Genomic DNA, 24,250 nt, shown 5'->3' on the forward strand with positions numbered 1-24,250 from the left:
CAAAACAATCACCCTTAGCGCTCCTCAAATGCTTATACAAAACATTCAAAGAACACGGTTAAAGATAACCGTCAATTTCCCTTGGTAATTAGCGACTACGACAAAGTCGCGTGGTAATTAAAGTACGACAAAATCGCTTGGTGTTAACAGCTTAAATTGAATTAGTTCAGACAAGATCTGACATTTCGATTTGAAAAATTGAGAGTTACCCGTTTTGATAAAGGTGTCGAATCTTTGTTCAAAACAACTAAGGAGTAACTCTCATGTTACATACTAACAATCCAATCATTAAACACAAAGCTGGCTTACTTAATTTAGCGGAGGAATTAGGTAACGTTTCTAAAGCCTGTAAAGTCATGGGCGTCTCACGAGATACATTTTATCGCTATCAGGAATTAGTTGAAGATGGTGGTTTGGATGCTCTAGTAAATAAAAGCCGTAGAGCACCAAATATAAAAAATCGAGTTGATGATGAGACTGAAAAAGCCGTTGTTCAGTATGCTATCGAATATCCAGCTCATGGTCAGCACAGAACGAGTAATGAGCTTAGAAAACAAGGTGTCTTCGTATCAGGAAGCGGTGTGCGTTCAATATGGCTTCGTCATGATTTAGAAAACTTCAAAAAACGACTCAAGGCGCTAGAAGACAAGGTCTCTAAAGAAGGAATTATTTTAACTGATAGTCAAATAGCAGCCCTTGAGAAGAAGAAAAATGATGATGAAGCATGTGGTGAAATTGAAACGGCTCACCCAGGTTATCTCGGTTCGCAAGACACATTTTATGTTGGCAACCTCAAAGGCGTTGGCCGTATTTATCAGCAAACCTTTATCGATACCTACAGTAAAGTCGCATTTGCTAAGCTCTATACGACTAAAACACCAATCACAGCAGCAGACATACTCAACGATAGGGTTTTGCCCTATTTCGAGCAATATGAACTGCCAATGCTGCGCATTCTAACTGACCGAGGCACCGAATATTGCGGTAAGGTTGAGCAGCATGACTACCAGCTTTATCTAGCAATAAATGATATCGACCACACCAAAACTAAGGCGATGTCGCCTCAAACCAATGGTATCTGTGAGCGATTCCATAAAACGATACTAAACGAATTCTATCAGGTTACGTTCCGTAAAAAGCTTTACAGCTCACTTGACGAGCTTCAAAAAGATCTGGACGAATGGATGGCTTATTACAATAATAAGCGAACTCATCAGGGAAAAATGTGCTGTGGCAGAACGCCATTTGAAACATTGCTTGATGGAAAATCAATTTGGGCTGAGAAAAATTTAGCTCAAATCTAAACTGACAGCCACCGATTGAAAAACGGGTAACTGTCAGATCAAGTCTGAGCTAGTACACTTAAATGATGGCATATAAGCTATCATAGCTCAGCTTCAAGAATGGCTAATGCTTCTTTTTCAGCTTGCTTGACATTACCGTCAGCTTCAATCACGCGTATAGCGAGATCTTTTGCTAATTTTCTCATCGGCTCATCCACAATGTTATTCATACGATGTTGCACATAAGCCTCAATATCATTTTTTTTTATCGCAACGACAGATTTTGATAAGCTGTCCTCTATATAACTATCCAAATCTATCGCGGAATTCCATTGCAAACTTTTTGCCCACTTTCTGACAACATGTTTCTCGCTTTCGCATATCACTCCATCTACTCCAATGAACAATATTGCGATGTCGATAAGCGCCTCTTTTTGCATTTGATCAACACAAATACCAGTGTCAAAGTGATTTAGTAGTTGTTCAAATTTCATAATTCTTCCTTAACCTTTTTAATGCAAAATACCAAAATAGGTATTTCAAGACTAAAAGTAACCCACATAGACTTAAACAATATGCTAACTTTTAGTATTTRTCATATTAAAAAATCACATGTTAAATTACAAACGATGTGGCGACTATTAACCACATTACAACTCCTCGGAATGTTAACCATACTAATTAACCAAAAAGAACCGCACCTATCATAGTAAAGAATGAATTAGATAGAAAAGTTCCTAGCCTCCACAATTGATTCATCTTGTTGCAATAATTTGCACGCTCTTTGATTAATAGAAGTAAATAGGAACAATTGTGAAAGAGTTAAAACTAGGAATGAACCTCTCATTTTTTATTTCCCTGTCTGTTTTTGCCCTCGGCTTAGTTGCATTAGATGCGTTGCTCATATCTGACAGCATCTATATGGCTTCTTTTGCACAAATGGCACTATCAGCAGCCATCATCTTTTATATTATCGTCGGGGTTTGGGCTATTTTCAGTGGTCAAAGCAGAGTGATTGTTTGTAATCAAGGAGTAGCTTATCAAACCCTATTTGGTCAAAAATACTACATACCCGCTGAAGAAGTAGAAAGAATTTCGGTTGAACGCATACTTTGGTTTAGTTATACCAAGCTCCATATGGCTAACAGGACGCTAAGGCTTTGGTCGTTTAAACCGAGCCAAGCGCAACAGCGCAGTTTAAAAGTACTTGGCTACTTCTAATCTAAGACAGTTTCAAACGCTGGCAGTTGGGGTTGCGTTACAAACAAGCTATTGCGTATGATGATGCAAACTTTAAAGAGGTTAGCATGCAAAGACAATATCCGATAGGTACACCGGGTGTACCTTGGAGCAAAACAGAGAAACAGCAATGGCTTGAACGCCAGTCCGTAAAACGTTCCTATAATGATGAAGTAGTTTCTCAAATTGAGCAATTAAAACATGCTTTTGAAACAACAGAGTATGGTCAATTACATTACCAAACCCAAGATTACACTTTATACGCCCTTACCACTTCGCACTGGAACGAAAACAACCCAACTGTTTTGGTCACCGGTGGCGTACACGGATACGAGACAAGTGGAGTACATGGCGCGCTTGACTTTGCTAGCACTCAAGCTAAGAAGTATGAGGAACAATATAACTTTATTATCCTACCATGCCTTAGTCCTTGGGGTTACGAAACAATTAACCGCTGGAATCCTGACGCTATCGATCCCAATCGTTCATTTTATGATAATAGTCCAGCACAAGAGTCTGCATTAGCTACTCAATTTGTACTGCAAAAATCAAATAACATCTTATGCCATATTGATTTACATGAAACAACGGACTCTGATAATTCAGAATTTCGACCAGCTCTAGCAGCAAGAGATGGCAAAGAAAATCACAACTGGAACATTCCTGATGGTTTTTATTTAGTCGGTCACACTCAAAAACCAGCGGCAGAGTTTCAAAAGTGTGTCATCGAAGAGGTCAAAGCAATCACCCAAATAGCCCCTTCAGATATTAACAACCAGTTGATTGGTGTACCAATAGAGCAATTTGGTGTCATAAATTATGATGGGACAGCACTGGGGTTATGTATGGGGATGACAAATGCACCTTACGTCACGACAACCGAAGTGTACCCAGATGGTAAAAATGCGACGCCAGAAAGCTGCATAATCGGTCAAGTAGCCGCAATTTGTGGGGCGCTAAAATTCTTACAAAGCAACTCCCAACCCTCATATTAAGCTTTTGCTGGGGCTTTTTGCAGTACCTAATTACCTAACTCGCTTTTGTAAAACGAAAAGCCTGCAAACCTAGCCTTTGGATGATTAATGAGTTTCCTCACTAATCATCTATATTTTTGCTTAATTAGTAAAATCTTCACGTCCACTGATCACATCGAAAATTTCTTTAAATGAGGTTGGTTTTTGTAAAATACTAACAGGTATATGGAGTGCTCTTGCGATGTCGCTGGCAGAAATCATACCTCTCAACCCATCAGCTCCTGACAACAGCACGTGCTGTAAACCTAACTGTTGTAGCGTCTCTAGCACGTCACCGATTGTACTTTTAGCCACAACATCATAAGAAACAGCATGAAGATCATCCTTTGTTGTCATCACATCCTCGACGCAAACTTCTTCTCTTGGTATTTGCTTCCTTTGTGCTACGCTCAATACTTTACGCCCTGAAAGATCACGGCAATTAACCACACCAAGAAAGTTATCGTCATCATCAACAACCAACTTTGAACGTACGTGGCCGTTTTTCATCATGTATAACGCATGATCTATATCCACATCTTTTGATATTACTTGCGGTTGCCTTCGGGTAAAGTCGGTCACTACTTTTAGAGCAGTGCTGTCTAAACTTAGTGGCTCTGAATCAAAATGATCACAGAGTGGAAACTCTCCTTGTAATTTTATTGTTTTCAGCGCTTTGTATTGGCCCATGATATACTCCTAGCATGTCTGGAGACGCTACGATTAGTACGTATGTCATCATTCAAAAACGTGATAATAAAAAAGGAAGAGCCGACGCTAAAACCGAAGTTAGATCTCATTAGGTTTGGGGGAGGTATTGATACCTATCGCTCTACAAACATTACAAAATTTGTGCAACTGCTTTTATGTTGGTCTCTTCATTAACTATGGTTTATGTCAGAAATTAATTCAAGCTGATATGCCCAACAAGGCAGTAACTTAAGTGTAATGCTGTGTAATGGCTTAATTTTCATAAACCTCTTAGACTGTTAGTGTTGACTAGGATTTATCACCCTACAGACAAACGGCCTGACCTATTGGGTTTCGCATCAAACTAAAACAACTGTTATTCCAAGTTGGGCCAGTCCAGTATTAAAGTACTGGTTAAATCTTCCCTCAACGAGACCCACCTCGTGGGTCTTTATTATTGAGTAGAAGGGAATAAGATTGTATGCTGCTCGGCACTTATACCTCTTATAACCCAAATGCAGTCTCTGCTGAGTTAAATATGGTAAAATGCGACAAGCATGAAATTTTCATCAAAGTTATACGGAACTAACTATGGCTTATTTAATCGACGAACAGAAACTCGAAAGAGTCTATCTTAAAAGCTACCACACTATCGGTCGCTATAAATACAGTGTAGATACTCTGATAGACAAGCCTGGAGTTTCACGACACCATGCCATTATTGAACTCAATGAGAACAAATGGTTTATCAGAGATGTGAGCACCAACGGTATTTGGATCAATGATAAAAAGCTTGATAAAAATTTACCCTATCAACTCTTTGAAAATGACAAAATTGACTTTGCAGCGCCGGGTCAAAACTCTTTTGTGGCAGCAAATTTACAAACCGAATGCCAATACTTAGTCTCTCAGTCTAACAACCAAAAAGTGATAGAAGTCACTAATCAGTTACTTCTTCCAAGTGAAGATGAGCCAAAACATATCATTTACTATGATAAATTACTCAGTTATTGGTTCTTAGAAGATTTAAACACATCAGATCGTCAAGCGCTTATCGATGGTAGTATTATTTCGTTAATGAATGATCAGTGGATGTTTTTTTCCGCTACGACCATTGCAGTGACCAAACATTTGGAGTGCCAAAAAGCAGCTAAGCCCATGGCACTTGAGTTTAATGTTAGTCAAGATGAGGAAGACACACAGTTATCCTTAAACATAGACCACAAACATCTAGATCTGGGTGTAAGAAGTCATCACTACTTGTTGTTATTGCTCGCTAGAGCTAGAATTCAAGACAAAGATGCAGGTCTAGAATCGGATGTTCAAGGCTGGATGTATCGCGATGATTTAGCCAAAGCATTAGGCGTTCAGACTAATCATATGAATATCATGGTGCATCGTGCTCGAAAGCAGTTTGTTGATTCAGGCGGTGATGACTATCCTGAAGCCTCATTTTTACTAGAAACACGCTGTGGTCGCGTTAGGCTAAATTGCCAAGATATCACCATAATAAAAGGCTCTAAGCTAGAAACTCGGATGACGATATAATACCAATTTGACTTAATACTTGCTCAATTTTAAGGAGTAAATCTGACGCTAACAGCGTTAAAAATTTCTTATTTAGAACAACTAAATAGCAAAGTTTTTGCCTTACCCACACAGAGGTGGGTACCTTGGTGATAGCAGGACGCGGTAGCGGGGTTATCAACAAGATTTTCTCGCCTCAAAATAGACCACCTAATTAAGCAAATTGGTATAAGCTCATTTACTTGTACTCGCCCGCATTGTTAATAATGGTATTTTCCAATTCTTTGAATAGACCAAGTAAAAACAAAAATTCAACCAACACAAACAATGGCCCTATCGCTAAGCCAATCAGATCATCAACAAATGCAGGCTTCTTTCCTTCAAAGTAATGACCAATAAACTGTAAAACCCATCCAACAAAGAACATACCGGCCCAAAACAATGTTGTTGCTATCTCAGCTTCGATAAGCATTGGATTGACGATAAATACGGTGTAGTAAAATCCAGCAATAACAATACTCATCATTAGCGCAAATAAAGGGGATAGAAAAAGGTAGTATAGGCACAGCATTACGCCAAGAAGCGCAGAAAGTGTGATGGTGATCCCTGAAACTTGCCATAACGGTACAAAAGTGAGGCCGACAATGGCAAGCACAATTAAGGGTATACCAAAAAAATGGGTTAATATATTCTTTCTACTGCGATGGTACTTACCATACTGACTCAAAAGTATTTCAAGTTTACTCATTATTATTCTCTATTTAACACCTATTCAGTGTATTGATAATTAGCCATATACTAAAAATTTTCAATACAAAATGCTAAAAACCGCTATTTAGCGCAAGATAAATAGATTAACGAATAACACTCCAAAGACCAAAGATTGAAAAAACAGTACCGCTAGCAGTTTAAAATTGAAGCTTGGTTTAATCGTTTTATGTTTGAGAACAAACATGGCTATAGGTGTTGCGATATTTAAACCTAGTAACCCTGCCAACAGTAGATTTTTCTCTGCTACACGAGAATGTGCGAGTGTTGAAGAACGCTTGTCCCACCAGAATAAAATGAAAATACAAAGGTTATTAAACACAAGTATTGCTATCGTGAAAATTACATGCCAAGGAAGCTGACTGACACATAAAGCCCCAAGCCATACCGCTATTCCCCAAAATAATGCCAATTGATGGTGTACCAGCCGAGTTATCGACATTATCGTGCTAACCTAAGCTGATTGATATGTATAAAAATTTCTGCGGCCGCTAAAGCGTCAGCCATCGCTCTATGGTGGTCTTTTAGGCTTACACCTAATGACTTTGATAATGGGGCAAGTGCGTATGAATGTAAACCAGGTATTAGTTGCCTCGCAAGTGTTACAGTGCAAAGCTTAGCGCGGTAGAAATCAACATTCGCGCGCAAAAACTCGTGTTTTACAAAACCATAATCAAAGTTAACATTGTGCGCGACAAAAATAGCACCCAAACAAAATTGATCTACCTTATCAATCACTTCAGCGAACCTCGGAGACTCAGTTACCATCGACTGTGTAATACCTGTTAACTCCGTAATTCTTTGAGGAATACGTCTCATCGGATTGATAAGTGACTGCCATTTGTCAACTATCTCGCCATTAATGACTTTAACTAATGCTATCTCTGTAATTCGATCAAAATCTTTATTTCCGCCAGTCGTCTCAACATCGACAACCACATAGGGTTGATCTGGCGTGATTTGCCATTTCACTGTTTTGATTGCTGTTGGTATGCCACAGTTTAATAACTTGGAGATATTCACCAGCTGGCTACGACTCAAACTGTCACCCGGAGCCTTAATTTCCTCAAACCGCATGCGTGATTGTTGATCGATCACCATTAAATCAGGGAAGCCAGAGCGCATCGAATTAAAGTTTTTACACATCATTTTAAGGACTTTTTTTAAGCTACTAACCGGTATATGTTTTAATAACAATTCAATTGGTTCGAGTAGCTTTTCATGCCAGTGAAACAAACGATTAGGTTCTGCGTAATGCTCACTCATTTGTTTGAGCAGCCACATCCGCCAGACTTGAGCGTCGCTCAGCTTAGCAAGCCGCTCATCGATCTCGGCTTCAAGCACTTCATAAAAACGGTTTTCTTTTAATATCGAGGGCGTTTTTGAAAATTCATTCGCCATTATACTCTTGGGGTGATGGTATAACTCCTGCCAAAACGTTAGTCCAAACAAAGAGAGCCACAACTTATTTTCCACATGATACGCATTTATCCCTTGACGTTTGTAATACGCGATAACTCCTGCTTCAGTTTGCCCTTTATATGCCTCTTCAATCGAAATCGGTGGCGGGCTCGATCTGAGCATGTCGGTTAAAATAGAGGTGCGCTTTTTATTAAACTTTCGCTCGTAGAAGTCCTCAGCAAATATCATCAACGTTTCATCATGTTGACCTTCAATGACCTTTTCCAATCTCTGTCGCGCAAGTTCTTCATTACCAGATTTATACAAAAACCGGATCAGAACTTCTTCTGCTTTGGGGTGTCCACTTACCTCTAATAGCTCAGCATAAATAGGGCTTTCTACACCAAGCTTTTGAGCCAGTAACAAAACATATTTAGAAAATTCAGCTTCTGCGTATGAGCCAATCACTTCTGGTACTTGGTGTGAAGCTATTCTTTGGCTTTGTTGGATTAACTCTTCTGGTGTCTTATCTTCCAATGTACGACGCTCAGCTGCATAATAAAAAGCACTCGTGGCTTCACTGCGATGTTCAAAATGAGCATGATACACCTGAGTATCCGTACGAGTCTGCATTACGCCTAGGTCTCGCATCGAAAAATGTCCCAAGCTATAACCTAACTTACCAAAGTATAAAAATAGAAAATAATCAACATCATGCAAAAATGAAAGAGTTAGGAAGGCTGCTAAACTTGATTGCTGAATAAGCTTCTGAGGTTCCGCAGCACATAGCAAATGGTCAATCCAAGTTGCTTTCTTAGCAGATTTTGCTGGCTGCCCTTCAAGCTGCATTACCTCGGCTAGCAGTATCAACTGCGGTTTTGTTTGGCACGACAGCAGCGTTTTTATTTCTTCTCTATCTGCAGGTCGAAGCAACCCCATCTTTCGTAGATTGATCGAAACAGTCTCAATGTCAGCTATTTCTTTATAGTTCAACTCACGAATATCGATAAAAGGAGTTTTGCGCGACATAAAGCGAACCAACAAGCATAATTCATTTTCTGGTAATCGCTGTAATTGTTGTAATAGCGAGTGCTGTTTATCGCTCAACAAAGATTGGCAAGTTGACTGTAAATAACCTAATAACTCATTAAAATGACTTAGGTAGTATTTGTTGGGAAGTTCTTTTCTCAAAAGGCGGTGAAAACTGTTTATATATACAGTAAAAGTAACATGAAACAGTAAGACTGCCAAGATTGTAATACCAATTTTCTTAATTAAGTGGTCTATTTTGAGGCGAGAAAACCTTGTCGATAACTCCGCTACCGCGTCCTGCTTTCGCTAAGGTACCTACATCCATATAGGCAAGGAAAAATTTTGCTATTTAATTGTTCTAAATAAGAAATTTTTAACACTGTTAGCGTCAGAGTTACTCCTTAAAATTGAGCAAGTATTAAGTCAAATTGGTATAAAGTGTGCCTCTGTTTTATGCTCCCCCCCCACTATCATCATTGGCCACACTCGCGTTACCATACAGCCAATATTGCAGCTTTGCACTGAGTGACTCCTCAGAGATTGGCTTACTAAGGTAGTCATTCATTCCAGAGTTTAGGCACTTTTCTCGGTCTCCCGACATTGCGTTCGCGGTCATCGCTATCACTTTAATGTCCCTGTAAATATCTCCCGCTTCTCCTTCACGGATCAACTCAGTTGCTCTGTAGCCATCCATTTCTGGCATTTGACAATCCATTAAAACTAACTCAAATTGACATTGCTTTTGGTGACTTTTCAAATGTTCAATAGCCAACAAGCCATTTTCCGCCACTGTGATATGCTCTATTCCGAGTTTTTTTAACATACTCAAAGCAACTACTTGATTAACTTTGTTATCTTCAACAAGGAGGAGCCGACATGGCGTTGGCCACTCGACCTTTAATTCTTGTCCTTGCCTCACAAGTTTTAGATAATGACTAGTAACCAGAGGTCTCGCGTTCGCCAAAGCTTCCCCATCTTCGGCGACTATCGTTAACGCATCAAATAAATCTTTTGTTGTGGCGGGTTTCGGAAAATAACCAGAATACCCCTGCCCAGCATAAAACTGACCATCACCTTTCGCACCCATTTGCGTCATCATAATAAGTTTTATGGCTTGGAAGCGCTTATCAGCCTTTAGTGCTGCACCTAACTGTTCACCAGACATTCCTCTTAGCGTCATATCAAGTAACGCTATATCAAAAGCATGCCTATCTTTTTGATATTCAGCTTCGCATAGTGATAATGCTTGTATTCCAGAGCTTGCCTTGTAAACATTCGCGCCCCAATGTTTTAGTTGAGATTCAAGTGCCTCTAGAGTCGACAAGTTATCATCTACTAGCAATATTTTAACGCCTTCTAGATTAACTAAAGGAGCCTCAAAGAGCGTATTATCGCTGGGAGTGAGTCTCACAAAAAAAACAAAACGGCTTCCAGGCTTGTATGTGCTATCAATTTCGATATCCCCGCCCATTAATTCACATAACTGTTTAACAATGGCCAACCCAAGCCCTGTTCCACCATATTTTCTAGTTGTAGATGCGTCCACCTGAGAGAACTTTGTAAAAAGTCTGTCTACTTTATCTGATGGGATCCCTATTCCGGTATCCTCCACCGCACAATGAAAAACAAGTTGTGATTCTATTTCTGAAAACCAAGCTCGAATTACAATTTCGCCTTTTTCAGTAAACTTAATGGCGTTGCTTACCAAATTAGTGATAATTTGTCTCAACCGGCTTGGATCTCCTTTTACCAAGGGCTTCTCTAAGGAGGTTGTGTCTAGAATTAACTCTAGTCCCTTCTTCTGTGCTTGTAAGGCTACGGACTCAACTAACTCTCCAAGCAGTGCTCTGACGTCAAAGTCTAACCACTCAAGATCTAGCTTCCCAGCTTCAATTTTAGAAAAATCTAAAATATCATTGATAAGATTTAACAACGACTTAGCACTACCCATAGCTAAGCCAACTTTGTGTAATTGCGCATCGGTTAAGGCTTCATCCTCCAAAAGGCTGAGCATACCGATCACCCCATTCATTGGCGTTCTGATCTCGTGGCTCATCGACGCTAAGAATTCGCTCTTGGCTTGTGCTGCTTGTTCCGCTTGCAGCTTCGCTTGCTCTAGCTCTTTCTTTGCTGCAACCGCTGCGGAAATATTTTGTTGAATACCTACGAACGCGGTTAATTGCTTTTGGTCATTAAATACCGGTGAAATCTGAAGACTATTCCAAAACTGCTRACCCGATTTAGTGTAGTTAATCAAATCTACTTTTATAAGTTCTCGTTTTTGGATAGCGTTCCTTATCTTTCTAACCGCATCTTGTTGCGTATTTTTACCTTGAAGAAAGCGACAGTTTTCCCCCAACACCTCGTCACCATATCCCGTGATCTGTTTAAATGTTTCGTTGATAAACACGATGGGTAATTCAGACTTGCTGGCATCTGCTATCGTTATCCCAACGTTTGCACACTCAATTGCTTGTGCTAGTAAATCATTCTGCTCTTTTGCTTTTTTTAGTGCCTCTTGATGAAGCTTTTGTTGGGTAATGTCAGAAAGAGATCCAACAATGCGTTTTGCATGCCCATTTTTTAACGCTGCGGCTCCTTTGAGCCAATAGTAACGATAGTTATTTTGTCTCGTTTTGATGCGGCACTCTACGCCAAAAGGCTCCTCTTCTGTCATGTGATATTTAATCGAATTCTCAAGGTTAACTAGGTCTTCTGGATGTACGCGGTCAAACAAGCTTGAGATGTGTGCTCGGAATAACCCTTGCGTATCCACCGAAAACCCCAGCAAAGATTTAAATCTATCTGAGTAAAATACAAGTTCACGTTCTAAGTCCCAATCCCAAAGTCCATCATCACTTCCTATAATCGCGAGCTTAAACCTTTCTTCACTTCGTTGTAGTGTTTGTTTTGATTCTTCGAGTTTTTTAAATGGATTGAGTAGCAACTGCTTACCAAAAATAAATAGCAAAGCGAATGCCAAAAGCAGGCCAAACGCAATAGCGCCTATAAGATCCCAGACAAACCCTTTCACTTCGTTTGTGACAAGTTGCTTGCTTAACCTATAATCAAGCTGAAGCCCCGTACTTCCGATTGCCAGAGTACGAATACTAAAAAAATCATCGAGATTTTTTACATCAGAAAAGTCAACCCAACGACCTTGCAATGAAATGCTATGAAACTCATTATCCATTGACACTGATAACAAGGTTTCAAGACTTGTTGAAAACTCTCCAATCAGCGCCCCTTCAGCAAATCCGTTGTAGTAGATGGGCACAGCAATAGTAAAGTAGTGTTGATTTTGGACGGCGGTCAAATCAATTGCGCTTCCGATATCTGCGTTGATGATTTTTTCGAGCCATTGAGGTTGTTGATCTAGCACCTCATGATAATTAAAATTGGCGTATACAACTTCTCCCAATACATTAATCACCATTAATTTTTCTTCTTTACCAATAATTTGGAAATTACGTAAAAAGTCTTGCAGCTTAGCTCCGGATAATCCAGTGCCCATTGCGCCGTTAACGATAATTGGATTTGACGACAGATCTGTTAATACCTGCTTTCGACTCTCTAGATATTGCGTAAGATTATTTACCGCCAAGTGAGCTTGTGTTTCATTAGTCTCTCGAACAAGGTCYTCGACTATTACGTTTGCCCGTAAGCTCATGAATGACGCACTTAGCAAGAGTGACACCAGTACAGTCAGACTCAAAAAAGCATAGAATGCTCGGTTGCTCGTTAAAGCAAATTTACTACTATTCAATGCAGCTCCAGATCGCTTAGGAGCAATTTGATACTACCATCGCTCTGATATTGGCCCATGCAAAGATCATTTTCCGTCAGCGCTTCGTGTGCCGAATCGTTTTGTTCACTCCAACGAGTAAATGGTTGCCGATAAGATTTAACCAAACCTTGTACAGGTATATCTAGACTTTCAAATGCCCGTTTCAGCTGCTTGCGGTTATCAGCCATAGAATCCGTTAGGGTGACTTGCTTAGCAGCTGCTATCAATAGTTTGCCAAGATCATAGCCATGAGCAAAGCCAGGCGTTGCTTTTACATATCCATCTTGAGCAAAGGCTTTTGGAAAAAGAGCGCTTGCACGATTAAATACCTGCTTAGCATAAGTTGTGAGAGGTTTGTTTTCAAAAGAAAAACAGCTTTGTAATACCGCTAGAGATACATCAGAGGCAAGCAACTCTCCCGCGATATCAAAAAAGCTCCCCGCGGTGATCCCCCAATGACTTACGATAGGCAGCCTTAATGCTTTATCGATACTGGCCATCGCTTTAACAAACTCGCCCCCCTCTATCGCATTACCTACAAAAATTACACATTGCGGATCACTTTCAATAATATTTCTGATGATGATGCGCGCTTCATTTTCTTTGGTTGACCAATTAAACCATGAAACAGGCAACGCATTGTTAGGCTTGCGTCTTTTAAACTCTTCCAGAAGCGTATCGTAATTGGAGCGACCCCAAGCGGTGTCTTCTAGCAACAAATGCGGGGCTGTACAATTGTTATCCTTGGCATAGTTAATCAGAACTTTTCCTGCTTTTGTGTCATCGACTGACAACCTGAAAACCCAATTTTGTTCACTGGGATAGCGTGTAATAGGCCCTCCCGCAGCCCAGGGAACCAATAATAGTACTTCGTTTTGGTTAATGAAGTCTCTGAATTTAATATAAGGAGGAGAATGCACTCCCCCCAGCATAAGCAATGCCTGTTTATCTTTTAAAAACTGCTTAAAATGCAAAAGACTTCTGTTGCTATTTCCTCGATGATCTTTCTCGAACAGCTCGATGCGATAGCCCTGAATTTGATAATCAACGGCATCAAGCGCGGTTAAAAAGCCCATCCTTATCGCTTGTGCTGACTCACTGAGGTTAGAGTAATCAGCATCATGATAAATGCGCAGCACTTTTTCACCATTAGCAGCAATACACATTGAGCTTACAAAGTAAAAAAACAGGATTAATATCTTCATCAAAGCGCTTCTTACCTAATACATATTTAAATCTTAGTTCAAATCATTCTGATTGCTTATTTTTATTATAATCATAGTGATAAAATATACTCTCACATAATGACTATTGACGTGCTGTACAGCAGCGGAGTCGTGATATGGTAATTTTGTGAGTAACCTGAGTTGAACAATAGAGGGGAGCTCACTCTTTGCGTTGAAAGTCATAATTAGATCATCTTCTTATCAAGCCCAATTCAACGCAGTAAACGCTAAAAAACTACGATTAGCCTTAGCTCCAAGGCAGAAAACCGCATCAAATTTTTGATGCGGTGGCTGGGATCATTCAGAACTTTTAGATAACTGGCTCTGAATGTAATTGGGTAAGCCGATAAGTTTTATCAAATTAATGTGCTGTTCAAGCCAATATATATGATCCATTTCGGTGTCATCTAAGAGACTTTCTAGCATTACTCTAGTAACATAATCTTGCTCTTGCTCACATACCGCGATAACTTTTTTGAGATGTTCTTTGACCAAAACCTCAGCGGCGAGGTCATTCTCTAACATCTCTTTGACGTCACTTCCAATATGAATAGGAGCTCGAGATGCAGTATCTGGCGTCCCTTCAAGAAATAAAATTCTTTCAGTAATACGCTTTGCGTGATCCAACTCTTCCTCGTATTCATGAGCTAACTTTTGGTGTAACTTATCCAGTCCCCAATCCTCATACATTTTTGAATGGGCAAGATACTGATCCATCGAAGAAAGCTCTAATGTTAGCTGCTTGTTTAGCAAGTCAATGATAGTTAAATTACCTTGCATAACTTACCCCTCAATCTGCGACTGCAGATAGTTTTCGATGCCAGTATTTTTAATTAAGAAATGTTGTGTCTCGAGCCAATCAACATAGTCCTCTTCATATTCAAGAATTGCCTCAAGTAGCTCCCTACTAACATAATCTTGCTCATTTTCACAAAGCGCGATGGCTTCACGCAGCACTGGCAACTGGTCAAGTTCAAAAGCCAAATCGCAAGCCATCATTTCTTCGCAATGTTCACCGATCCGAAGCTTTTCTAGGTGCTGTAAATTTGGTAACCCTTCAAGGAACAAAATGCGTTCGATCAAATCATCCGCTTGCTTCATATCTTTGATAGACTTTTTATATGCTTTTTCATTGAGCTCTTCTAAGCCCCAGTTTTTGTACATTCTTGCATGTAAAAAAAACTGGTTAATCGACGTTAATTCTAGCGTCAGCACTTGATTTAGCGCTGTTAAAACTTGTTTGTTACCCTGCATAGGGCCCCCTAAAATGTCAGTTGACGCTTTATAACACTAGTTCAATATTTGTTCTTGGCAAGATTAAATAAAAATAACAATTTTCTTAATATACTCTTTTAAAATAAACAACTTATAAGAGTATTAATAACAATTTTCATTAAGCTTAGAGTTCCGTCCGAATAGTTAGAAATAATCAGCAGATGGTCAACCAAACTGCTTTTTCAAATCAACCCCAAGACGTTTTGCAAGTCTCACTAAATTCGCTCTATCAAGCTCCAGTTGACGGGCTGCCGCTGACCAGTTCATCTGATTCTGTTCCATCGCGTCAATAATGAGCTGCTTTTGCAACCCCTCGACAGCAGATTTCATGCTGACTTGGTGTTGTGAACGAGGAGTACCCGATATCAGTGATGCAGGCATTTCGGAGGTTGACTTAATAGGTATATCAATTTGCTGGATCTCTATGATGTCTGCCTGCCACTGTTGATGCTTGGCTTTGAGTGCCGCGCGACTAATACAATGCTCTAGCTCCCTGACATTTCCCGGCCAATCATGTTGCAACAGTTTAGTTAGCGTTAATTTGTCCATGACAACTTGTTTTACATTTAACGTCGTTCGTAACTGTTCAAGGAAAAAGCCTACCAAAAGCGGTATATCGTCTAGCCGCTCTGTCAATGTTGGCACATGTAAAGGATAAACACAGAGTCGATGGTATAAATCAGCCCTAAACTTGCCTTGCTTAATTTCGTGTTGTAAATCTCGATTAGTCGCGGCTACTACCCTTACATTTACCACGCGGATCTCGTCAGCACCAACTGCTTGAACTTCACCACTTTGTAAAGCTCGCAGTAGCTTGCTCTGGAGTAACAGGCTTAACTCACCCACTTCATCTAAAAACAAAGTACCGCCATCTGCCATCAAAAACTTACCTAAACGGTCTTTATCTGCTCCTGTAAATGCGCCTTTGACATGACCAAAAAGTTCACTTTCGGCAATCGTATCAGGTAACGCCGCGCAGTTAATTTGAACAAAGGGCTTATCCGCCCTTGCAGAAAGCTGATGTACGTGTTTTGCGACTAGCTCTTTTCCTGTGCCCGTATCACCTTGTATTAATACATTGAAGTCCGAGCTCGCCACCAGCTCTACTTCTGCTTTCAGTGTCTGCATGCTCACACTTTCACCCACCAACGCGTGTTTTTTTTCCATCTTTGGAGGTTGAATAGCCTTGTGCGCACGGGCTTGATTGTAAAATGTAATCGACTCTTGCACTCGTTGAGTTTGATATAACACTATATTGCTCAGCATATTCAAATAGGTATCTGAATATGATTGGAAGCTCTCTGGTCTGAGACTGTCGAACGTCACTACCAATATATTATTGGGTAACATCAACTTAAACCCCATGCAAGCATGTACGGGTAGCCTATTCTCTTGCGCCAATAGTAAGCCATCATAAGGATCTGGGTGAGTGCTATCATGAGCAAAGCTGACTATGCCGTCTGCCGCAACGATCGCGTTGAGGCGCGGCTGCTGCTTTAGTAAAAAGCGCCTCCCTATAGCATCTTCACTCAAGCCATTACTGGCTAGAATAGTCAGCGCTTGTTTATCGCCGGATAAAACCGCTATGGCGTCTGCGGTGACACATTGATTCAATGAAAAGATCAGCGTTTTTGAATATTGCTTGAGTGCAGCACTATCCTGACCAACTACGTGCTTCGATAAAGCCATACTCAGCTCAAGCAATTTTGAGAGTTCTAAAGCATTCATGTCAAAATGACTCTAATGGTTTTTATTAACACAGAGCAATAGTGGGTCAAAATGACTCAAATGACAACAATAAAAACATAAGACTTTGAATAATAATGGTTTTAAAAGTTGGCCTAATACATGCTGTAGCCACTCATACTTATCTTGTTAAATGAGTGCACCACATGAGCCATCTTTTAAAGTACAGCAATATTGTCATCTTGATATCATTTATTGCGTTTTTGCTATCGCTGCAAATTAGTTACATCAATGCCGAACACTTTAGTCTGAACTCGCAAATTACTGCACATATTAGTACGATTATTTTCGCAGCCATTATTAAAGTTGCCTATGTTGTACGCTGTGCTTGCCTTTATCACTTGGGTATGGAGGTAAGATAAATGCCACTGCTCCAGCCACAAGACCCAACAGCTATACAATTCAGATGGCATAAGTTAACAACTTGGCCATTACTCATGCTTGGCTTCAGACCCTTGTTTATGCTCGCTGGTCTAAGCGCCGTTTTGAGTATTTCAGTCTGGATATTCATATTGAACGGTCAACTAGAGTGGCACCATAAATATCCAGCCATTTACTGGCACGCTCATGAGATGTTGTTTGGCTTTGCAGGCGCTGTCGTTGCGGGTTTTTTATTAACGGCCGCTCAAAACTGGACACAAAAAGCCACACTCAATGGCGCAGCCTTACTGTCTCTCTGTGGCATTTGGCTCGCTGCAAGATTGAGTTTTTTTATTCCACAAAGCTCCGCTACCCTTACGCTATTATTGCAAGCTACATTTTGGCTGCTGTTACTGGTTAACTTAAGCTCAGTTATTATCACAGCAAGGTCAAAAAACAATCGAGTTTTTATATTTTCTGTCGGTGTGATTGGATGCTGCAATATCGCATTTTTAACCGCACTTAATAATGGTGATTTCTTACAAGTAGGCCTACTTAGTCAATCTTCTTTGATAGCATACATGTTGTTAATTGGTGTTGTTAGCGGCCGTGTGATCCCATTTTTTATTGCCAGAGGTCTACAGAAAGATCAAAAACCCGCTATCCGAACGGTAGACCGTGCCATTTTTTATCTGGCGATACTGTGCGTATGTATCTCACCGCTACAATCATCATTTCTTCATGCGCATTATTTGAATAGCTGCCTTTTGATATTAGGTTGTTTACACCTTGTCAGAGCTGTGTACTGGTTTGATATACGACTGGTCAAAGTTCCCTTGCTCTGGTCGCTCTACGTGTCTTACTTTGCAATCGCTGCTGGGCTGTTGCTATGTGCCTATAATCGCATCTACCATTTAGCATTCTGGCGTGACCACTTACATCTTGTCGCTATCAGCGGGATGAGCTTAATGATTTTAAGCATGATGGCTAGAGTTACCCTCGGACATACCGGTAGATCTTTAACTACTCATCTCAGCACAACGATTGCGTTTACCTGCATTGTAGCAGCAGGTATAAGCCGCGCGTTTCTCATTCACTTTACAAGCCCCCACAACGCTTGGCTGATCAGTGCATTAATGTGGGTGTTTGGTTTTTTTCTTTTTCTTATCACCTTTAGCCCAATGCTGTTAAAACAACGCCTCGATGGGCGACAGGGTTAATACTTCACCTGAGGTTTGGGTAAGGCATTCATTATTCAAACCTCAGGCTACTCACATTACATTGGAGACAAAACAATCATGCTTACAAATGAAACGATTAGATTGGTGAAGCAAAGCGCGCCGTTACTCGCAAAAGTTGGCCCAGAAATCACAGCGAAGTTTTACCACAACATGTTCACTGAGCACCCCGAACTGAGAGGCGTATTCAATCAATCTCATCAAACCTCAGGTAGCCAACCATTAGCTTTATTTTCAGCGCTGGCCGCTTACGCTACTTATATTGATCAGCCTGGCGTACTTAATGATGCAATTTTACGGATCAACCATAAGCATGTCAGTCTAGGAATATCGCCAGCGCAATACAACATCGTTGGTCATCATTTAATAAATACGCTTAAAACAGAATTAAAAGAACAATTTACCCATGAGGTAGAACAGGCCTGGATCTCTGCATACCAATTTTTAGCCGATCTATTTATTACCGCTGAACATGGGCTTTACCAACATGCCCTTCAGCAGGTAGGCGGTTGGCAGGGGACACGAGATTTTTATATTGATGAAGTTGTCAATCACACGCCAAACATTAAAAGCTTTTATTTAAGCCCATGTGATGGCAAAGCCATACCTAAATTTAAAGCAGGACAGTTTGTTTCAGTATTTGTGCCAGCAAGCGCTCAAACACCTTCACAAATACGTCAATACTCTCTGTCAGCGGCACCTAACAGCAAACATTTTAGAATTTCGGTAAAATCAGATGGTCTCGTTTCCCAATATTTACATACTTTGAAAGCAGGAGATACGGTAAAACTAACGCCACCAGCCGGAGATTTTACTGCTAAAGAGACAAACCGTCCAAAGATCTATATTAGTGCTGGTGTGGGAATTACACCGATGCTTAGTATGCTAGCAGTCCATAGTCAAACGATGCCCGACATTGAGGCATACTTTTTACATGCCAACAAAACGTTCGAAGATTTAGGATTTCTTGGTGAAATTAACGAGCTAGGTAAAGGAATTAAACAATTTTCTGTAACTAATTGGTTGGAGTCAAAAGAGCATAACGCATTACCTGGGTTTATGGATATCAGTGCAGTCGCAGCATCGTTACCCTGTGCACATGGAGAGTTTTACTTGTGTGGGCCACTTTCCTTTATGGCAGCAATTAAGGCTCAATTGTTAAGAGCAGGCGTAAGCCCTTCACGTATTTATTATGAAGTCTTTGGCCCACATGAAAACTTGCCCAGTTCATAGCACAGACACCCACTTATCTTAACGCTCAATTAATTTAACCTGAGCTTCGGATAATTTAGGCATAAAAAGCACCGTGATTGGTGCTTTTTGTTTTGCTCTTATCAAAAAATCGGTAAACTTTCGCCAAGGTGAAGTTAAAAAGGATAGACGCGTGAGCTCAATTTCAAATATTTTAGTCGTATGTATGGGAAACATCTGCCGCTCTCCAACTATGGAGGCCGTACTAAGACATCAACTAGCACAAACAGACTGTAGCATTGAGATTGGATCCGCAGGCACCATTGGTTATCACCAAGGGAGCTTGCCTGATCCCCGCAGCGTCATTGCTGGCGAGGCTCGAGGATATGACTTCTCAGGGATTTCAGCACAACAAGTAAAGCCCAGTGATTTTGAAGACTACGATTTAATACTATGTGCAGATAAGTCAAATCGTCGAGATTTACTCGCACTTTGCCCAAGTGGCTTAGAAGACAAAATAATGCTTTTTCTTGAATTTGGTGACCTCAATGAGCATGAGATACCCGATCCTTACTATGGAGGTACTCATGGTTTTGAGCTAGTACTTGATTTAATAGAAGCTGCGAGTAAAAACATCATTAACAAAATTTGTTTGTCGACAAGGTAAAATTAACTTGCTGGATTGCAGCACCACAACAAGGTAAAAAGGCGTCTTTGCGAATATAAGGACGCGGCTTTTGTTAGATTTAGACTTAACATTCCCATTCGAGAAAATAGCACAAGACTTACAATCAACTGGGATCAGCATATTACCCAACTTTATCGGCTCAGAGATTTTATCCAAATTAGAAATAAGGATCGCTGAACTGACGAGCTCAGATTTTAAGCAGGCAGGTATTGGCCGCCTTACCGAGCGTGAACAAAACCAGAAAATTCGCAGAGACAAAATACATTGGCTCGATGCTAACAACGAGCTAGAAGCTGCTTGGTTAGACAATATGGCAGAGCTGAAAACATACCTAAATAGACGCCTATTTATGGGGCTTTTTAGCTATGAAAGCCACTTTGCTGTCTACCCTCCGGGTGCTTTTTATAAAAAACATGTGGATGCTTTTAAAGGTAAAGCAAACCGAGTTTTGACGACGGTACTTTATTTAAACCAGTCTTGGTCAGCTAAAGATGGCGGCGAATTAGTGGTGTATAACCCTAACAACCACGAGCAAATTTTGACAACGGTAACGCCCAGTTACGGCACGTTGGTCACATTTCTAAGTGACGAATTTCCTCACGAGGTGCTCGTGGCCAACAAAAAGCGTTACTCAGTCGCGGGGTGGTTTAGAGTGAATACCAGCATTAACCATGCGATTGATCCCCCAAGGTAGCTATGTATGCTAACGAAAGCACAACTATTTACCGTCAGACGTATTTCTGTTCAAAGCTGGCTGAACTAAAGGGATGGTAATTGTAACATCAGTGCCTTTGCCTACCTGAGATTGAATGTGTAGCTGCCCACCATGAGACTTAATAATACTTGAGGCAACCGTGAGTCCTAGACCAACATGCTTGTCAGATAATTTAGTGGTGTAGAAGGGATCAAATACTCTATGGATCAGCTCAGTATCTATTCCTTCTCCAGTGTCAGACACTGTAAATTGGATATGCTCATCAATAAGTTTGACTTTTACTTTGATGGTTTGACTTAGCCTGCTAGAGCTCTCTAAGGCATTTCTAATGATACAGTATAAGCTGTGTTCTAACAGCGCAGGAGCACAAAAGAGCTCAAATCCGTCTCCTTTATCAAACTCAATCAATTGTAAACTTACGCCATCGAGTTCTAAATTAATCACTACAGGGTCTAAAATCTGCGTATAAAAGTCAACTAATTGAAATTGAGTCTGATTGCTCTCGAAAAAAATGCTCAACTCTTTAACAATTAACTGGATCCTATCTAACCCTGAATGCATATCAGCTATTACATCGTCACTTTCACTTAGTGTCCAGTTAAGTTGGTACTCTGTCTCTATATTATTGAGAACTTCATTACAAAGCTGAGATTGAGAAGCGACCGTCTGCCAAGCTTTATAAAGTTTAACTAACGTGCTTTGTACAAACTCTAAATTACTTTTGAGGTAAGCTAATGGATTATTAATTTCGTGGGCAACGCCAGCAGCCAATTGACCAACTGACGCTAGCTTTTCAGATTGAACGAGTGCTTGTTGCTGCTTGGCTATCCGATCATATGCTTGTCGTAATGCTTTATTAGAGGCTTCTATTTCATGTGTTCGCTGTTTTACCTTGTCTTCTAAGCCCTCATTTAATGCCGTTAACTCTTCGGTAAGTAACGCTAAACGTTGAAGATCTTGGTAGGATCGCAGTGAGCTGGTTAATGTCGTAAACAGTCTGGATTTAGTAAGATCAGTTTTATTTTTATAATCATTAATATCATAGCGTAACATTAGCTCATGCTCAGGTATGGCAGCGGGCTGACCAGTTCTGAGTACGATACGTACTTGATGATAACCTAGTACTTCTCGGATATATTGCACACACTCCAAGCCCGCTTCTTCACTTTCCATTATCACGTCAAGTAGAACAAGTGCGACATCTGTTCTTGAGTTAAGTATGTTTATCGCTTCTTTTTTACTGTAGGCGTGAACGAGCTCAAGTGGTTGTTGTTCGAAGCGGTATGAAGACAGTACAAGTTGAGTGACTTGATGCACTTCTGGCTCATCATCCACGATCAAAACAACCCAAGGTTTTACTAGGTTTGCAGATATAGGTTTAGCCGGTTCCGACTGGCTTAAAAATGATAACGCCCGCTGCTTGTCCATCGTGCTCATACTCTTTCGTTTTTTTAAAGCATGGTACAAGCTACGTGTTTTTCCAAATCATACGGATAAAACAGAAATTGTTTTGTGCGGTTTATCTAACCCAAAAAGCCTCTTGAGGATGCTGTTATTATCTCCTCAAGAGGCTCAATCACGAGAAATTTAGCGGTCAGTCTTGATGATTAGTTACTGCTTAATGCCTCTTTATAATGTTTACGACAAAGCGACACATACCTATCATTGCCACCGATAACGACTTGATCGCCATCCGCAATCGCTTTTCCATGTTCATCCGTTCGTAATACACGGTTCGCTTTGCGACCACAATGACAGATAGTTTTGAGTTCAATTAACTTGTCAGCCCAAGCGAGTAAGTATTGAGAGCCCTCAAAAAGCTCCCCGCGAAAGTCGGTCCTAAGTCCATAACACAGCACAGGGATACGCAACTCGTCAACGATATCTGTAAGCTCAGCCACCTGAGATTTAGTCAAAAACTGACATTCATCTACCAAAACACAGTCAATTTTATTATTACCATGGGCATCACTGAGGAGTGCTTTAACATCGGTATGGTTTTCAAAAACATGTGCCTCGGCCTCTAAACCAATACGAGAAGCAACCTTGCCGACTCCTGCGCGGTTATCTATGGCCGCCGTGATAATAAAAGGGCGCATGCCCCGCTCTCTATAATTAAATGCCGATTGTAGTAAAGTCGTTGATTTACCAGCATTCATTGCCGAGTAATAAAAATAAAGCTGAGCCATAATGGTTATTTGTAGATAAAAATTCGTGGTAGTTTACTGACTAAGCGGACAAAGGTCTATTGCTTATCTGAGTCTTCAGACTGGGCATCCAAGTACAGCTGGTACATTTTATCTAGATCAATCCGCTGACTTTCACGCCACAACAGCCAGCTGGCGTCTGGATATAGCTGATAGAATTGTTTAGAAAAAGCCATAAAGCCAAAGGTGGTCTCTAGTGGCGGGAACACTGGCTTAAGACGATTAAATGGAGGTGAAAGCGTAATCGGCATATTACCGATCTGGCACAACCCTATTGTCGCATCTAGTAGATCATTTTCAACTAACGTAATTGCATTTTCTAAGGAATCGGTTTCGAATACTGAAAAATTGGCTGGCATACTCTCTTTAATTGCGTATCCTCTTGGCACAGCAAGTTCAACCGCGTCTTGGAGTGTAATTTTGGTGTCGTTAGCGATACTTTGTAATAAACACACACCAATCTTATTTATAGCGTAGCGGTTGTCAATTTTACCATCTGCTCGCTTGGGATATGCCATGTGTTTATCTCTTGATTGACGATAGCTCGCTACCACTGCATCTACCTTGCCCTGCTCTAACTCGTGTAAGCAACGGCTCCAAGGTTTTCTCACATAATTAATGCGAATGGTCGATAGCTGAGCGTCTAGTTGCTTTACAATCTCTATCGTCACCCCCGGATTTTCAGCAGGTACTACTTGCCCTGCTCCATGTATAAACGGTGGTGCATGTTTATCCTCGTAACAAAAACGTACCTCTGTAGCTGCAATCAGAGGCATACTAGCAAAAAAACAGAGGACTAAAAAAAATCTCAACCGTATCTCCAAGTGTACTTTGCAAACGAATTATACGCCTTGTTTAACAGTA

At 40.5% G+C, this 24,250-nt stretch carries 22 protein-coding genes; 9 read left to right on the forward strand and 13 right to left on the reverse strand.

Features of this window, described 5'->3' with window-relative positions:
- Positions 1 to 263 precede the first annotated feature (263 nt).
- Entirely contained in the window at positions 264 to 1,304 is a 1,041-nt protein-coding gene (locus EAG18_RS14070) for an IS481 family transposase (RefSeq protein ID WP_125253014.1), read from the forward strand.
- An 80-nt stretch (positions 1,305 to 1,384) separates the two neighbouring features.
- Here the strand turns inward: EAG18_RS14070 and EAG18_RS14075 are convergent, their stop codons facing one another.
- A complete protein-coding gene (locus EAG18_RS14075; protein ID WP_125253015.1) occupies positions 1,385 to 1,777 on the reverse strand; it encodes a hypothetical protein in 393 nt (130 codons plus the stop codon).
- A gap of 319 nt (positions 1,778 to 2,096) precedes the next feature.
- Here EAG18_RS14075 and EAG18_RS14080 point away from each other — a divergent pair, with 319 nt between their 5' ends.
- On the forward strand, positions 2,097 to 2,504 hold the full coding sequence (locus tag EAG18_RS14080) for a hypothetical protein (RefSeq protein ID WP_125253016.1): 408 nt from the start codon (positions 2,097 to 2,099) through the stop codon (positions 2,502 to 2,504).
- 86 nt (positions 2,505 to 2,590) lie between these two features.
- Positions 2,591 to 3,517, forward strand: a complete 927-nt coding sequence (locus EAG18_RS14085) for a M14 family metallocarboxypeptidase (protein ID WP_125253017.1) — start codon at positions 2,591 to 2,593, stop codon at positions 3,515 to 3,517.
- A 120-nt stretch (positions 3,518 to 3,637) separates the two neighbouring features.
- On the opposite strand, the gene EAG18_RS14090 is transcribed toward EAG18_RS14085, so the two are convergent.
- Positions 3,638 to 4,225, reverse strand: a complete 588-nt coding sequence (locus EAG18_RS14090) for a CBS domain-containing protein (protein ID WP_125253018.1) — start codon at positions 4,223 to 4,225, stop codon at positions 3,638 to 3,640.
- Positions 4,226 to 4,816: 591 nt separating this feature from the next.
- Here EAG18_RS14090 and EAG18_RS14095 point away from each other — a divergent pair.
- Complete coding sequence (locus tag EAG18_RS14095) at positions 4,817 to 5,773, forward strand: FHA domain-containing protein (protein ID WP_125253019.1); 957 nt, start codon at positions 4,817 to 4,819, stop codon at positions 5,771 to 5,773.
- Positions 5,774 to 5,990: 217 nt separating this feature from the next.
- On the opposite strand, the gene EAG18_RS14105 is transcribed toward EAG18_RS14095, so the two are convergent.
- The 8 genes from EAG18_RS14105 to norR form a co-directional block, all read right to left on the reverse strand.
- Positions 5,991 to 6,500 (reverse strand): Mpo1-like protein, encoded by a 510-nt coding sequence (locus tag EAG18_RS14105; RefSeq protein WP_125253021.1) that lies wholly within the window; start codon positions 6,498 to 6,500, stop codon positions 5,991 to 5,993.
- An 87-nt stretch (positions 6,501 to 6,587) separates the two neighbouring features.
- Positions 6,588 to 6,962, reverse strand: a complete 375-nt coding sequence (locus EAG18_RS14110) for a DUF1294 domain-containing protein (RefSeq protein ID WP_125253022.1) — start codon at positions 6,960 to 6,962, stop codon at positions 6,588 to 6,590.
- Positions 6,962 to 9,172 carry an exonuclease domain-containing protein gene (locus EAG18_RS14115; protein WP_343327579.1) on the reverse strand — a complete coding sequence of 737 codons (2,211 nt, stop codon included), beginning with the start codon at positions 9,170 to 9,172 and terminating at the stop codon, positions 6,962 to 6,964. Before EAG18_RS14115 ends, EAG18_RS14110 begins: the two co-directional genes overlap by 1 nt.
- Before the next feature lie 232 nt (positions 9,173 to 9,404).
- A complete protein-coding gene (locus EAG18_RS14125) occupies positions 9,405 to 12,719 on the reverse strand; it encodes a hybrid sensor histidine kinase/response regulator (RefSeq protein ID WP_125253023.1) in 3,315 nt (1,104 codons plus the stop codon).
- Positions 12,716 to 13,945, reverse strand: a complete 1,230-nt coding sequence (locus EAG18_RS14130; protein WP_125253024.1) for an ABC transporter substrate-binding protein — start codon at positions 13,943 to 13,945, stop codon at positions 12,716 to 12,718. Before EAG18_RS14130 ends, EAG18_RS14125 begins: the two co-directional genes overlap by 4 nt.
- A gap of 318 nt (positions 13,946 to 14,263) precedes the next feature.
- The gene (bfr, locus tag EAG18_RS14135; protein WP_125253025.1) at positions 14,264 to 14,746 is read right to left on the reverse strand and encodes a bacterioferritin; all 483 of its coding nucleotides are present in this window, start codon (positions 14,744 to 14,746) and stop codon (positions 14,264 to 14,266) included.
- Positions 14,747 to 14,749: 3 nt separating this feature from the next.
- Complete coding sequence (gene bfr / locus EAG18_RS14140) at positions 14,750 to 15,220, reverse strand: bacterioferritin (RefSeq protein WP_125253026.1); 471 nt, start codon at positions 15,218 to 15,220, stop codon at positions 14,750 to 14,752.
- A gap of 186 nt (positions 15,221 to 15,406) precedes the next feature.
- A complete protein-coding gene (norR, locus tag EAG18_RS14145; protein WP_125253027.1) occupies positions 15,407 to 16,969 on the reverse strand; it encodes a nitric oxide reductase transcriptional regulator NorR in 1,563 nt (520 codons plus the stop codon).
- Positions 16,970 to 17,133: 164 nt separating this feature from the next.
- Here norR and EAG18_RS14150 point away from each other — a divergent pair, with 164 nt between their 5' ends.
- The 5 genes from EAG18_RS14150 (at position 17,134) to EAG18_RS14170 (ending at position 21,158) form a co-directional block, all read left to right on the forward strand.
- Entirely contained in the window at positions 17,134 to 17,349 is a 216-nt protein-coding gene (locus EAG18_RS14150; RefSeq protein ID WP_125253028.1) for a hypothetical protein, read from the forward strand.
- Positions 17,350 to 18,567 (forward strand): NnrS family protein, encoded by a 1,218-nt coding sequence (locus EAG18_RS14155; protein ID WP_125253029.1) that lies wholly within the window; start codon positions 17,350 to 17,352, stop codon positions 18,565 to 18,567.
- A gap of 78 nt (positions 18,568 to 18,645) precedes the next feature.
- Complete coding sequence (gene hmpA, locus EAG18_RS14160; RefSeq protein ID WP_125253030.1) at positions 18,646 to 19,818, forward strand: NO-inducible flavohemoprotein; 1,173 nt, start codon at positions 18,646 to 18,648, stop codon at positions 19,816 to 19,818.
- Positions 19,819 to 19,969: 151 nt separating this feature from the next.
- The gene (locus EAG18_RS14165) at positions 19,970 to 20,443 is read left to right on the forward strand and encodes a low molecular weight protein-tyrosine-phosphatase (protein WP_125253031.1); all 474 of its coding nucleotides are present in this window, start codon (positions 19,970 to 19,972) and stop codon (positions 20,441 to 20,443) included.
- A gap of 70 nt (positions 20,444 to 20,513) precedes the next feature.
- Positions 20,514 to 21,158, forward strand: coding sequence for a 2OG-Fe(II) oxygenase (locus EAG18_RS14170; protein ID WP_125253032.1), 645 nt, complete (start codon positions 20,514 to 20,516; stop codon positions 21,156 to 21,158).
- Positions 21,159 to 21,182: 24 nt separating this feature from the next.
- Here EAG18_RS14170 and EAG18_RS14175 read toward each other — a convergent pair whose 3' ends face one another.
- The 3 genes from EAG18_RS14175 to EAG18_RS14185 form a co-directional block, all read right to left on the reverse strand.
- On the reverse strand, positions 21,183 to 22,616 hold the full coding sequence (locus EAG18_RS14175; RefSeq protein ID WP_275557300.1) for an ATP-binding protein: 1,434 nt from the start codon (positions 22,614 to 22,616) through the stop codon (positions 21,183 to 21,185).
- Positions 22,617 to 22,786: 170 nt separating this feature from the next.
- A complete protein-coding gene (locus tag EAG18_RS14180) occupies positions 22,787 to 23,368 on the reverse strand; it encodes a thymidine kinase (protein ID WP_125253033.1) in 582 nt (193 codons plus the stop codon).
- Positions 23,369 to 23,424: 56 nt separating this feature from the next.
- Positions 23,425 to 24,198: a transporter substrate-binding domain-containing protein gene (locus EAG18_RS14185; RefSeq protein ID WP_275557301.1), complete on the reverse strand. Its 774-nt coding sequence runs from the start codon at positions 24,196 to 24,198 to the stop codon at positions 23,425 to 23,427.
- Positions 24,199 to 24,250: the final 52 nt, after the last annotated feature.

Origin of the sequence: Pseudoalteromonas sp. J010 (genome assembly GCF_003934235.1) — a bacterium.
GTDB lineage: Bacteria > Pseudomonadota > Gammaproteobacteria > Enterobacterales > Alteromonadaceae > Pseudoalteromonas > Pseudoalteromonas peptidolytica.

Bases quoted from the DNA above. Each gene is read 5' to 3' on its own strand.
- EAG18_RS14070 (WP_125253014.1), top strand. From the start codon at position 264: ATGTTACATACTAACAATCCAATCATTAAACACAAAGCTGGCTTACTT.
- EAG18_RS14075 (WP_125253015.1), bottom strand. From the start codon at position 1,777: ATGAAATTTGAACAACTACTAAATCACTTTGACACTGGTATTTGTGTT.
- EAG18_RS14085 (WP_125253017.1), top strand. From the start codon at position 2,591: ATGCAAAGACAATATCCGATAGGTACACCGGGTGTACCTTGGAGCAAA.
- EAG18_RS14090 (WP_125253018.1), bottom strand. From the start codon at position 4,225: ATGGGCCAATACAAAGCGCTGAAAACAATAAAATTACAAGGAGAGTTT.
- EAG18_RS14095 (WP_125253019.1), top strand. From the start codon at position 4,817: ATGGCTTATTTAATCGACGAACAGAAACTCGAAAGAGTCTATCTTAAA.
- EAG18_RS14105 (WP_125253021.1), bottom strand. From the start codon at position 6,500: ATGAGTAAACTTGAAATACTTTTGAGTCAGTATGGTAAGTACCATCGC.
- EAG18_RS14110 (WP_125253022.1), bottom strand. From the start codon at position 6,962: ATGTCGATAACTCGGCTGGTACACCATCAATTGGCATTATTTTGGGGA.
- EAG18_RS14130 (WP_125253024.1), bottom strand. From the start codon at position 13,945: ATGAAGATATTAATCCTGTTTTTTTACTTTGTAAGCTCAATGTGTATT.
- bfr (WP_125253025.1), bottom strand. From the start codon at position 14,746: ATGCAAGGTAATTTAACTATCATTGACTTGCTAAACAAGCAGCTAACA.
- bfr (WP_125253026.1), bottom strand. From the start codon at position 15,220: ATGCAGGGTAACAAACAAGTTTTAACAGCGCTAAATCAAGTGCTGACG.
- norR (WP_125253027.1), bottom strand. From the start codon at position 16,969: ATGAATGCTTTAGAACTCTCAAAATTGCTTGAGCTGAGTATGGCTTTA.
- EAG18_RS14150 (WP_125253028.1), top strand. From the start codon at position 17,134: ATGAGCCATCTTTTAAAGTACAGCAATATTGTCATCTTGATATCATTT.
- EAG18_RS14155 (WP_125253029.1), top strand. From the start codon at position 17,350: ATGCCACTGCTCCAGCCACAAGACCCAACAGCTATACAATTCAGATGG.
- hmpA (WP_125253030.1), top strand. From the start codon at position 18,646: ATGCTTACAAATGAAACGATTAGATTGGTGAAGCAAAGCGCGCCGTTA.
- EAG18_RS14175 (WP_275557300.1), bottom strand. From the start codon at position 22,616: ATGAGCACGATGGACAAGCAGCGGGCGTTATCATTTTTAAGCCAGTCG.
- EAG18_RS14180 (WP_125253033.1), bottom strand. From the start codon at position 23,368: ATGGCTCAGCTTTATTTTTATTACTCGGCAATGAATGCTGGTAAATCA.